This window comes from Roseburia yibonii (genome assembly GCF_014297335.1).
Classification (GTDB): Bacteria; Bacillota; Clostridia; order Lachnospirales; family Lachnospiraceae; genus Roseburia_D; species Roseburia_D yibonii.
In genome coordinates this window covers 154,227-166,318 of sequence record NZ_JACOQH010000007.1, presented here as the reverse complement: position 1 = coordinate 166,318, position 12,092 = coordinate 154,227, and the positions used below count along the sequence as shown (strand labels likewise).

Annotated in this window: 9 protein-coding genes; all 9 read right to left on the bottom strand. The window is 46.6% G+C overall.

The genetic code is table 11. The annotated features are described in order from the left end of the window. Positions 1-181 precede the first annotated feature (181 nt). Positions 182-2,479 carry a methyl-accepting chemotaxis protein gene (locus H8Z76_RS10585; protein ID WP_147619273.1) on the bottom strand — a complete coding sequence of 766 codons (2,298 nt, stop codon included), beginning with the start codon at positions 2,477-2,479 and terminating at the stop codon, positions 182-184. Between the two features lie 18 nt (positions 2,480-2,497). Further along, a complete protein-coding gene (locus H8Z76_RS10580) occupies positions 2,498-4,573 on the bottom strand; it encodes an efflux RND transporter permease subunit (protein ID WP_186982457.1) in 2,076 nt (691 codons plus the stop codon). Between the two features lie 179 nt (positions 4,574-4,752). Next, entirely contained in the window at positions 4,753-5,328 is a 576-nt protein-coding gene (locus H8Z76_RS10575) for a TetR/AcrR family transcriptional regulator C-terminal domain-containing protein (protein WP_186982456.1), read from the bottom strand. Between the two features lie 12 nt (positions 5,329-5,340). Next, a complete protein-coding gene (locus H8Z76_RS10570) occupies positions 5,341-6,387 on the bottom strand; it encodes an HD-GYP domain-containing protein (RefSeq protein WP_022514683.1) in 1,047 nt (348 codons plus the stop codon). 196 nt (positions 6,388-6,583) lie between these two features. Beyond that, a complete protein-coding gene (locus tag H8Z76_RS10565) occupies positions 6,584-8,710 on the bottom strand; it encodes a glutamine synthetase III family protein (protein WP_022514684.1) in 2,127 nt (708 codons plus the stop codon). Positions 8,711-8,972: 262 nt separating this feature from the next. After that, a complete protein-coding gene (gene fba, locus H8Z76_RS10560; protein WP_022514685.1) occupies positions 8,973-9,839 on the bottom strand; it encodes a class II fructose-1,6-bisphosphate aldolase in 867 nt (288 codons plus the stop codon). Between the two features lie 103 nt (positions 9,840-9,942). Next, positions 9,943-10,839, bottom strand: coding sequence for a diacylglycerol/lipid kinase family protein (locus H8Z76_RS10555; protein ID WP_186982455.1), 897 nt, complete (start codon positions 10,837-10,839; stop codon positions 9,943-9,945). 28 nt (positions 10,840-10,867) lie between these two features. Continuing rightward, positions 10,868-11,122 carry an HPr family phosphocarrier protein gene (locus H8Z76_RS10550; protein ID WP_022514687.1) on the bottom strand — a complete coding sequence of 85 codons (255 nt, stop codon included), beginning with the start codon at positions 11,120-11,122 and terminating at the stop codon, positions 10,868-10,870. Between the two features lie 25 nt (positions 11,123-11,147). Further along, a complete protein-coding gene (whiA, locus tag H8Z76_RS10545) occupies positions 11,148-12,089 on the bottom strand; it encodes a DNA-binding protein WhiA (protein WP_022514688.1) in 942 nt (313 codons plus the stop codon). Positions 12,090-12,092 lie beyond the last annotated feature (3 nt).

Here is a 12,092-nt window from a genome sequence, read left to right as displayed (position 1 = left end):
CTGTAGCTTGTCGATCGGTTTGTACATTGTTTTAGTCCCTCGTATGCTCAAAATCTGTAAAAAACTGCAAGAAAAACGATTTGTTTTCGTCAAAATCCTTGCTATCATTATACCAGAAAGTGGGGCAAAAGTCAGTAAAATCAAGTGTTTGCGGCTTGATCAGCAGACACTAATTATACTCTCATTTCTTGTCTGCGTCATCTGCTTTTACGGAATCTGTCTTAATAATGAATTTTACGCTTCCGTTGGTTCCGTCTTTGACCTGTGAGAAGATCTCATAATTATTTCCGGCATCGATCACCGCGTCCAGACGATCTAAGAGTTTCTTCACATCGCCATTATAAGCATCCGCGATCTTTTTAATTCCTTCAGAATCAAACTCTTCCATTCCGTCCGCAAGTTCTTTTGCTCCGTCCTTTAAGTCAGATGCTCCGGTTTTTAAGTCTGTGTTGTTGGCAACCAGTGTCTTTGCTCCGCTCTGAAGCTGGTTGACACCATCGAGAAGCTGTCCTGCTCCGCTGTTTAACTGACCTACACCGGCATTGACCTGATTTGCTCCATCGTTGACCTGGCTCGCTCCACTGCTTAACTGTCCTGCTCCGGCATTTACCTGGTTCGCTCCATCGTTGACCTGGCTCGCTCCGCTGTTTAACTGGTTTGCTCCGTCATTGACCTGGCTTGCTCCGCTTACGAGAGAGGAAGCTCCGCTGTCAAGCTGCTGCAATCCGCTGTCGAGACTGCTCACACCGTTTGCAAGTGCTGTGATATTGTCTACGGTAAGTCCGCCGCCTGCAAGCTGTGCGGATATTTCATTGAGTGCGGCTGCCGCGCCCTGTGCTCCGGCATCTGTGCCAAGCTGCTGTACTGCTGCCATGACTGCGGAAGAATCCACACCCTGTGCCGCCGCCTGTGCCGCTGCCATTGCTGCCGCTGTCGGATCCTGACCGGTCTGGATCGCCTGTGCGGTTGCGGTAGCTGATGCTGTTGCGACTGCTGTTGTGACATTGGTCGTGTAATCAGTCAGTGCCTGCTGAAGTGCCTGCTTGTCCGCATCCACATTTGCGCCCTGTGCTGCGTAGCTCTGTGCGCTGGATGAGATTCCGTTGATCAACAGCGGTACGCCGGTTGCCAGTGCCTGTACATTGGCATTTAAGGTATCCGCGCCCTGTCTCGCATTGCTGATCCCGCTTGCGATCTGCTGTGTTCCGGTCAGCAGGTTCTGTGTTCCACTTGCAAGATTCTGTGCTCCGCTCGCAAGGCTCTGTGTTCCGCTTGCAAGGCTCTGTGCTCCGTTCGCAAGATTCTGTGCTCCGCTCGCAAGGCTCTGTGTTCCGCTTGCAAGGCTCTGCGTTCCGCTTGCAAGTGTGCCAACGCCGGAGGTCAGTGCCGGTGCGGAATCCGCAAGTGTTCCGATTCCGTCTGCCAGTGTCTGTGTTCCGTCGGTGTACTGCTCGATCGCATCCGCAAGTGTCTTTGCTCCGTCGGAAAGTTCACCGGAACCGTCCACCAACTGGGAAGAAGAATCGGTCAGTGTATTGATCGCGTCATCCAGATCGCTAAGATCAATGCTGTCTGTTCCTGCAGTCTGTAATCCGTTTACAACCGCAGACATGGTCATTTCCAGTGAGAAGTCTTCCACATCCGCTGTCACTTCGATGTAATCCGGGATATCCACATCTCCGTCAAAATCATCGCTGTCCACATCCAGGCTTTCTTTTAATCCCGGCATCGCGATACCGACTACCGCGTTGTTTTTTCCGTCAGAGATCAGTTTTCCGTTGGTAACCTGAACATTTTTAAAGCTGTCATTTAATACCATCCCGGTCACAACCGTAAACGGAACATAGACATCTTCTTCTTTTCCGTCGATCGTTGCTGTCGTTTTTTCATTGTTGGTATAGTCAAAACGGATCGTCACCTTTCCGCTCTTTCCTGCGATCTCGTCCGGCTTCATCTCTTTTCCGTCAAGATAGTAGGTGATCTTTTCGGAAACCGGTGCCTGCTTTGTTGTTGTTCCCTGATAGAAGATATCATTTCCGTCTGCCTGCCAGGTCAGGTCATTTCCGTTTTTGGTAAAGGATTCATCGCCCTTTACATTTTCGATATCCTGAAGATCTGAGGTATCCTCAAGTGTGGCAGAACCGTCTGTATTCTTTAACCAGTCACTTACGATCGTCTTGTTCACGGCACCATCCGCATCGGAGATAAGGTATACGGTCTCCTCTTTTCCAACGTCTTTGGACGCGCCGGATTTTAAGTCATTGATGATGTTTCCGATGCTGTCATCCACATCACTGTCCGCGGTTTCTTCCGTTGCTTCCTCGGTGGATTCTTCCACGGTCTCACCCGCCGGTACTTTTGCTGCGCTTACACGGTAAGTTCCATATCCGCCGCCGAGCACTGCGATGCAAAGCACACCCGCGATCACGCGCATTACATATTTATTTTTAAATCTTGATTTCAGCTCTGAAAATTTCATTCTGTTTCCTCCTCTTTTCTATTTCTTTACCGTAAATCCCATACTTGTTTTTATGATCACCCGGTCAAATACCATAAACATTGCCGGCAGAATAAACGCTACTACAAAGAAGCTGATGATCGCTCCACGCGCAAGCAGAATACAAAGGGAACTGATCATATCAATACTTGAGTAAACACCTACACCGAATGTCGCCGCGAAGAAGCTGAGCGCGCTGACAAATACGGATGGCAGACAACTGTGCATTGCCGTCTCGATTGCTTCCTGTTTTCCTGCGCCGCTGTTTCTCGCTCTCTTATATTTGTTGGTCGTTAAGATCGCGTAATCCACGGTCGCGCCAAGCTGAATGGTTCCGATTACGATAGAAGCGATAAACGGAAGAACCGATCCGGTGTAATGCGGGATACCCATGTTGATGAAGATACCAAACTCGATGACCGCAACCAGGATAACCGGGATCGATATGGATTTTAAGGAGATCGCGATGATCAGAAATACCAGGATGATCGATACCGCGCTTACGGTCTTAAAGTCCTTGTCGGTGATCGTGATCAGGTCTTCGGTACACGGCGCCTCACCGATCAGCATTGCGGTCGGGTCATAACGCTTGATGATCTCCTTGATCGCGTCACACTGCGCATTTACTTCATCGGATGCTGTCTTGTATTCGGACATTACATAGATCATCTGGAGTTTGCCGTTATCCAGCATATCCTTGACATCCGCCGGAAGCATTTCCTGTGGAACCGCAGGTCCTAAGATCGCGTCTTTTCCAAGTGCCACAGCCACACCGTCAAGATCATTGATCTCGTCGATCATATTGGAAGCGTCCTTGTGGGACAGATCACTGCTTGCCAGTATGATGTGTGTCGCGCCCATGTTAAAGTCTTCTTCCAGCTTGTTGTTCGCCTGCACACTCTCAAGATCCGCCGGAAGCGTTCCTGCAAGATCGTAGTAAACATTGGTGTTGCGGTATCCGTAAACCGCCGGGATCAGAATGACCACAAACAGTACCAGAAAGATCGGGAATTTTCTGGTCGCAAACGTACCCATTTTATCAAATTTCGGGATCAGCGCTCTGTGTCTCGTCTTCTCAAGCGCTCCGTCAAAGGTAAGGATCATAGCCGGAAGCACGGTTACACAGCAAAGCACACCGAGCACAACACCTTTTGCCATAACGATTCCAAGGTCAAGTCCGAGCGTAAATGTCATAAAGCACATTGCAACGAAACCTGCCACTGTCGTAACGGAACTTGCGACTACGGAGCTGACCGTATTGGAGATCGCATGCGCCATGGCACGTTTCTTATCTCCCGGGAACCGCTCCTGATTCTCCTGATAGCTGTGCCATAAGAAGATCGAATAATCCATCGTAACTGCCAGCTGCAATACCGCCGCCAGCGCCTGTGTGATAAAGGAGATCTCACCCGAGACAAAGTTGGTACCCAGGTTATAGATGATCGCCATTCCGATACTCAATAAGAAAAATACCGGAACCAGAAAAGAATCCATCGTCAGCGCGAGCACCACTGCGGAAAGTCCCGCCGCTAAGATTACATAGGCGATCGCCTCGCTGTTACAGATCTTTTTGATATCCGTGACTACTGCGGACATACCACTCATAAAGCACTGCTGCTTTGTCAGCGTTCTGAGCTGCTCGATCGCGTCTAATGTCTCATCCGCCGACATGGAAGTGTCAAACGTCACGATCATCAGCGTCGCGTTCTTATCCTCATTGTTAAAAGCATCTTTGATTTCACTTGGGAGCACATCCATCGGAATTGAGATATCCGCAAGCGTGTCATACCAGATCACGTCCTTGACATGTTCCACGCCCTTGATCTCGTTTTCCAGATCAACTACCTGCTTTTCACTCATATCCTCTACGACGCACAGTGAAAAAGCTCCTGTTCCAAAATCTTCAAGCAGGATATCCTGCCCTTTCATCGTATCGATATCTCCCGGCAGGTACGAAAGGATGTCATAATTGATCCTTGTATTGATGTACGAAATGCCGGCAGGTATCAACAGCAGAAAACTTAAAATCAGAATCGGGATTCTAAATTTTACAACTGCCTTTCCAAACTTAATCATTCCTTCACCTTCTCTTTCTTTTTTCTCTCCTTGCGTCTCCCTGTACTGACGCACTCTGTCAATTATAATAAAAAAAAAGATCGAATACGAGAATATTCAATCTTTCCTTTGTGTATCATGCCATTATACACTTTGTATGTTATGTCTTACAAGATATACACATGCCGCATTTTGTATATCTATTTCTGTTTCATCTCAGTAATCACATCTTCCAGAGAATGCTTCATGATATAATCATAAATCTCTGCCAGTTTCTTTGGCTCCACCGCCATTCCGCCCTGTATCCAGGTAAGGATCACAAAGCATAACGACTGTGCGTAATATTCCGCGACCAGTTCCGGGGTCAGCCAGGAATATTTGATCGGTTCCACCGCGCCTTCCTCCGAAAAGATCTGGAGCAGTGCTTTCTTGGCGCATCCCTTTATGATGACTTCAAAAGAGTTCTGCCCTTCCAGTCTGCTAAACTTGGAATAGAAGGTTTTTTCGCGCTCGATGGATGTAAACAAAAAGATCCACGCCTGATCCAGCATTCGGTTTTTTATAAGCGGTATCATCGGCTTTAACAGATCTTCCATGATGATCCATTCCAGCAGTTCGTATTTATCCTGAAAATGATTATAAAAAGTCGGCCGGATCACACCTGCCCTGTCTGTGATCTCCTTGATCGTGATCTTCTCGATCGGATGTTTTTCCGCCAGTTCCTTTAATGCTTCTGCCAGCAGAGTATCCACTGCACTCTTTGCCTGACCTGTCATAACTACCTCTTTCTATACCGCCAGCCTCAAAATTGTAATGTGTCTTGCATCTATATCGGATAAGAGGTCGATCTCCTCCCCGCTTTCCATGACCCTGATCTTAGGGCGCAGCAGAAAATCGTGATAATTTTTGACTACGACCGCATGTCTGCCGTCAGAAAGTTCTACTTCGCATCCCACCGGATAAACTGCCACCCATTTTAAGAATATGTCCACGATAGCCGGATCAAATTCTGATTCATTCATCGCCATGATATATTCCACGGCATCCGATGGTGACAGCGCGTCATGGTACGGCCGCTTGGAAGTCATCGCATCGTATACGTCCGCGACTTTTATGATACGCGCGTAGATCGAAATGTTCTCTCCCGACCTGCGGAGCGGATAGCCCTCTCCGTTATACCACTCATGATGTCCGAGTACACCTTCGCAGACATCCGGGTCAAAATCGTAATTTCGTTTTAAAAATTCATAACCAAGCTTCGGATGCTGAAGCACCATCCGCTTTTCTTCCTCTGTCAGCGGACGTCTCGCGTTTAAGACATCTGCCTTGACAAATTTCTTTCCTATATCATGGAGCAGAGCTCCCGTTGTAAGCACTTTTAATTCGTATTCACTCAGCCCGTAACGCACACCGAGCACTGCTGCGAGTGTCGCGACATTTACGGAATGAAAATAGGTATAATCATCGTAATTTTTGAGATCCATCATGTTATACATGACATCCCCGTCACTTAAAATATCACGGATGACATTCATGATCGTCTCCCGGATCTGTTCTTCCTCATCCTCCGGCGCGTGTTCTTCTTTTAAGAACAGATCATGCACCAGGTTTAAGACCTGACTTTTTACCTCCGGACTCAAAACTTCTTCGATCTCGATTCCGGCAGTAAACTCATCATCAATATAGACGCCCGGAAAACCATAGCGATCCAGTGCCTCAATATGTTCCGGCGCCAGGATCAGATGTCTTGCAAGTAACATCCTGCCTTCACCATCGTATATATCATGCCCCAGAGCCATCCCCGGATTCAGTTTCACGATTGGAATATAACGCATATGCATACCCCTTTTTTTATACTATTTCTACTTTATTCTATAATAAAATTCATAATTTTACAATCTTTTTTCCATTTTTGCCGGGAAAGGCACAGAAAAAACCCCGGAGATTTCTCTCCGGGGCTTTTTCTGTTGATGTATATACTACTAAGGGGATTAGATATTACTAACCTAATCGAATTAGATTAGTATCATATTATACTTCGAAGATCAGATCTCCGTAAGATGGCATTGGCCACATATCCTTATCAACGATCATTTCCAGTTTGTCAACCGGTGCTCTTAACGCATCCATGTCAGCTTTTACTACATCTCTGTAGAAGACTGCCTGGTCTCTGCCTTCTTCCATAGCTCCACCCTTTGCGGTATCTGCTTCCAGTTTGGTGAGAGCAGCTTTGGTTTCAGCAAGAAGTGTGGATACCTCTTTTAACAGTCCGGTCTGTACGCTGATATCAGCATCGCATACGGATTTTACCGCAGCTGCGGACTCCGCAAGCTCTGTTGTATATTTGATGATCGCCGGAACGATCTGTTTTCCTGCGATATCGATCATTGCTTTTGCTTCGATGTTGATCTCTTTTGCGTAGGTCTCATATTCGATCTCTACACGGGATTCCAGCTCGGTTCTTGTGAATACACCGAATTTTTCGAATAAAGCAACGGATTTATCGGTTGCAAGTGCCGGGATCGCATCTACCATGGACTTGATGTTCGGAAGACCACGTTTTTCTGCTTCCGCAACCCACTCGTCAGAATAGCCGTTTCCGTTGAATACGATTCTCTGATGTTCGGTAGCGTATTTCTTGATCAGATCATGCACTGCAAGATCAAAGTCATCTGCTTTTTCCAGAATGTCGCATGCTTCTGAGAATGCTTCCGCAACGATCGTATTTAATACGATGTTCGGCTGTGCGATGGAATCCTGGGAACCAACCATACGGAATTCGAATTTGTTTCCGGTAAACGCGAACGGTGAAGTTCTGTTACGGTCGGTAGCGTCTTTCATGAAGTCAGGCAGTGTCTTAACACCTGTCTCTAATTTTGTACCAGCTAAGCTGTGTGTTGCCTCACCTGTACTGATCAGCTGGGTTAATACGTCCTGAAGCTGCTCGCCAAGGTATACGGAAAGGATTGCTGGCGGTGCCTCGTTTGCTCCCAGTCTGTGATCGTTTCCGACATCGGCTGCGGATTCACGCAGTAAGTCTGCATGGGTATCTACTGCTTTTAAGATACAGGTAAGTACCAGTAAGAACTGGATATTTTCATGCGGTGTGGTACCCGGCTCTAACAGGTTGATGCCATCATCTGTGGTGATCGACCAGTTGTTGTGTTTACCGGAACCATTGACACCTGCGAATGGTTTCTCATGAAGCAGACACTGTAAGCCGTGGCGTCCTGCTACTTTCTTTAAGGTTTCCATAACCAGCTGGTTGTGGTCTACCGCAACGTTTGCCTCTGCGTAGATCGGCGCCAGCTCATGCTGTGCCGGAGCGACTTCGTTGTGCTGTGTCTTTGCGGAAACGCCAAGTTTCCAGAGTTCTTTGTTTACATCCTTCATGTAAGCAGCGATTCTTTCACGGATCGCTCCGAAGTAATGATCGTCCATTTCCTGTCCCTTCGGAGGCATTGCACCAAACAGGGTACGTCCGGTAAAGATCAGATCTTTTCTCTGTAAATATTTTTCTCTGTCAACGATAAAGTATTCCTGTTCCGGTCCTACGGAAGGAGTTACTTTTTTGGATGTTGTATTTCCGAATAATTTCAACAGACGAAGTGCCTGTTCATTGATTGCTTCCATGGAACGAAGAAGCGGTGTCTTCTGATCCAGAGCCTCTCCTGTGTAGGAGCAGAAAGCAGTCGGGATGCAGAGTGTTGCGCCTGCCGCATCCTGTCTTACGAATGCCGGTGAGGTGCAGTCCCATGCGGTATATCCTCTTGCTTCAAATGTAGCACGGAGTCCACCGGAAGGAAAAGATGACGCATCCGGTTCACCTTTGATCAGTTCTTTGCCGGAGAAAGACATTAATACTTTTCCGTTTGGCATCGGAGCTGAAATGAAAGAGTCATGTTTCTCAGCGGTAACGCCGGTGAGCGGCTGGAACCAGTGTGTATAATGTGTTGCGCCTTTTTCGATCGCCCATTCTTTCATCTCATGTGCGATCACATCTGCTGTGGCAAGATCTAATTCTTTGCCTTCTTCAATTACTTCTCTCAGTTTCTTGTAGGTTTTCTTAGGAAGACGTTCCTGCATTACCGTATCATTAAATACGTTCTCCCCGAAGATGTCTGCTACATTGTAATACTCGTTTTGAACTTCACTCATACTTAATACATCCTTTCCTTTTTTAACTAACACAATCCCCTATGTATTGTTTCGTCTTTTTATTCCAAGTTATGTAACCTAACAAAAAAGGGCATTCCAACCTTGTGGAACGCCCTTGTTCTTTTTCGTTACATATCCTGTTTCTGCTATTAAGATAGCGTATCCTGTCATAAAAAGCAAGCACTTTTTTTACTTTTTATGTTTTTTGCTATTTTTGACAACCAGCAGGAAATTTCTGTGCAGTTTTTGCACATATTTACCATTATTCTGCTTTTCCTACGGAACCGAATAATTCCATCTTCTCTTTTACAGTTGCTTTGATTGCTTCTGCACCCGGAGCAAGTAATTTACGAGGATCAAAGCCCTTGCCTTCAAGATCCTTGCCTGCTTCAATGTATTTACGGGTAGCATCTGCGAAAGATAACTGGCACTCTGTGTTTACGTTGATCTTTGCAACACCAAGAGAGATTGCTTTCTTGATCATGTCTTCCGGAATACCTGTACCACCGTGAAGTACTAACGGCATAAGACCTGTCTTCTGCTGAACAGCGTCAAGTGTTTCAAAGCTGAGTCCTGGCCAGTTTGCCGGATATTTACCATGGATGTTACCGATACCTGCTGCAAGCATATCTACGCCGAGATCAGCGATCGCTTTACACTCGTTCGGGTCTGCGCACTCACCCATACCAACAACACCGTCTTCTTCTCCACCGATAGAACCAACTTCAGCTTCGATAGACATTCCCATTGCATGAGCAACTTTTACAAGTTCTGTTGTCTTTGCAACGTTTTCATCGATTGCGTAGTGGGAACCGTCGAACATGATGGATGTGAAACCAGCTTTGATGCATTTGTAGCATCCTTCGTAAGTACCATGGTCTAAGTGAAGTGCAACCGGAACAGTGATTCCGAGTTCTTCGTCCATAGCTTTTACCATTGCTGCAACAGTGCCGAAGCCTGTCATATATTTACCAGCACCTTCTGATACACCCAGGATAACCGGGGACTTCAGTTCCTGTGCTGTTAAAAGGATGGATTTTGTCCATTCCAGGTTATTGATGTTGAACTGGCCTACTGCATAGTGTCCAGCTTTTGCTTTTTTTAACATTTCTGCTGCTGATACTAACATATTCTTTTCCTCCGTTTTTTATTTATTATTAGGATTCTTCATTTCGGTCTTATCATACCACTCTTTTTGCCAAAAATAAAGTTAAAAATATAACAATCTCGGATCAGGCTTTATTTTTTACCATGATCTCCAGTGCCTGATGCACATTTTTGACGATGACATTCTTGTGTTCTCCGCCGAATTCCCCGTCCAAAGTCCACGGGATCACATCCTCCGGCAGGAATTTCACACAGTCGGTCTTAAAAGTGTAGATGAGATCGGAATCATCTTTCAAATTGGCGAGACAGCTTAAAATCTCATTCCATTCCACCGGATTTTTCGGCATGCGGATCAACGTGACCTCAAAGAGTCCGTCATCCAGAAGCACATTCTTTCCGGTGAGTTTCTTAAAGCCGCCGACGGACACCGAGTTTGTGATCATTCCATACGCGAATTCATCCTCGATGATATTTCCGTCATATTCCACGCGCATCTTATAAGAAGTGATATTGTGCAGCCGTTTCGCGCCTTCTAAGATATAAGCGGCATGTCCAAGCACATTCTTTAATTCCTGGCTTGTCTGATAAGACACATCGGTAAACAGACCGAACGCCGCTATGTAGATAAAGGAATCCCCATTGAAATAGCCGACATCGACCGGGAATTTTCTTCCTTCCACCGCCACATGCGCCGCTTTTACGATGTCCTTCGGGATCTTTAGGGAATTGGCAAAATCATTGGTGCTTCCCGCCGGAATATAGCCAAGCGGTACTTTCTTCTCACTCTGCATCATGCCTGTGACTGCCTCATCCAGAGTGCCGTCACCGCCGCTGCAAATGACCAGGTCATAATTTTTCGCCTCACTTTTTACTTTCTGCATGGCATCTTCGCGATCCTGCGTCGAGTGGACAGTCACCTCATAGCCTGCCTTGACCATGATGTCGATGACCTCCATCAGCTTGTTCTTTATCTGCCCTTTTCCGGAACACGGATTAAAAATAAATAATAACTTCTTTTTCATACTCCACTGCTTTCTGGTTTTTTCGGTTTTATTTTCCGGCCAGGAATTTCTCGATCTCCTCTAAGGCACCAACTTCATCCTCACCGTTTGTCTCTATGGTAATGCTGTCCCCGTTCAACAGTCCAAGCGACATCACGCCCATAATGCTTTTTGCGTTGACTCTCTTGTTCTCCACATCCAGATACACGGAACTGGAAAATTTTGTAGCCGTCTGCACCAGCATTGCAATCGGTCTTGCTTCCAGTCCATCTGCCAATCCAATCGTTACTGATTTCTTGATCATTTTTTTCCTCCTCTAAAACACGGCGCTAAAGCTCGCCTTTCAGTTTTCCTGCAATCTCCGCGATCTTTCTCAGTCTGTGGTTTACACCGGACTTTCCGACCGGTGGCTGCAGGCAGGTTCCAAGCTCCTTTAAAGCTGCATCCGGGTACTTCAACCGCACTTCCGCGATTTCCCGCAAATTTTCCGGCAGGCTGTCAAGCCCCGCTCTTTCTTCTATATAATGTATGTCCTCAATCTGTCTGACTGCGGCACTTACGGTCTTGTTGATATTGGCAGTTTCACAGTTCACCTGACGGTTCACGGAATTGCGCATCTCCTTGATGATCCGGACATTTTCCAGATTCATGAGCGCCACATGGGCTTCCATGACGTTTAAAATGTCTACGATCTGCGCGCCCTCTTTTATGTAAACCACATGGTTTTTCTTCCGCGCAACGATCTTTGCGTCAAAATCAAACTCGTTGATCAGATCCCGCAGCTGCTCTGCCTTGGGCTCCGAGGTACACACGATCTCAAAGTGATAAGATTTCTCAGGATCACTCATCGAACCGGCGGAAAGAAACGCTCCCCGGATAAATGCCCGCTTGCAGCAGATATTCTGTATCAAAAGTCCGTTGACCAGTCCGCCCTGTGTCCCACCGGACGTGCCGGTCATCTTTAAGGCCGCCAGTATCTTCTCGATCTCGTCTGGTTTATCTGTGGAAATAACATAGATATGATTGTGCCCCATACCGTTTCCGGTGCGCACATCAATATCCGTACTTATATTAAAAGTTTTTTTTATCAAAGTAAAGCATTTTCTTGCAAGCGGAGCATTTTCCGTTGTGATCTCAAGCACCGTTTTTCCGTTTTTCTGTTCGATTCTGCCGTCAAATCCCATGATCGCAGCAAGCTCCGCGATCCGGCAGTGTCTGCTTTTGCTGATCTGCTTTGCAAGTTCATCCTTTACTTCACCTGAAAATGACATAAT

What these genes read in the sequence shown, in the direction of transcription:
- H8Z76_RS10585 (WP_147619273.1), bottom strand. Translation starts at nt 2,479, where the DNA reads ATGAAATTTTCAGAGCTGAAATCAAGATTTAAAAATAAATATGTAATG.
- H8Z76_RS10580 (WP_186982457.1), bottom strand. Translation starts at nt 4,573, where the DNA reads ATGATTAAGTTTGGAAAGGCAGTTGTAAAATTTAGAATCCCGATTCTG.
- H8Z76_RS10575 (WP_186982456.1), bottom strand. Translation starts at nt 5,328, where the DNA reads ATGACAGGTCAGGCAAAGAGTGCAGTGGATACTCTGCTGGCAGAAGCA.
- H8Z76_RS10570 (WP_022514683.1), bottom strand. Translation starts at nt 6,387, where the DNA reads ATGCGTTATATTCCAATCGTGAAACTGAATCCGGGGATGGCTCTGGGG.
- H8Z76_RS10565 (WP_022514684.1), bottom strand. Translation starts at nt 8,710, where the DNA reads ATGAGTGAAGTTCAAAACGAGTATTACAATGTAGCAGACATCTTCGGG.
- fba (WP_022514685.1), bottom strand. Translation starts at nt 9,839, where the DNA reads ATGTTAGTATCAGCAGCAGAAATGTTAAAAAAAGCAAAAGCTGGACAC.
- H8Z76_RS10555 (WP_186982455.1), bottom strand. Translation starts at nt 10,839, where the DNA reads ATGAAAAAGAAGTTATTATTTATTTTTAATCCGTGTTCCGGAAAAGGG.
- H8Z76_RS10550 (WP_022514687.1), bottom strand. Translation starts at nt 11,122, where the DNA reads ATGATCAAGAAATCAGTAACGATTGGATTGGCAGATGGACTGGAAGCA.
- whiA (WP_022514688.1), bottom strand. Translation starts at nt 12,089, where the DNA reads ATGTCATTTTCAGGTGAAGTAAAGGATGAACTTGCAAAGCAGATCAGC.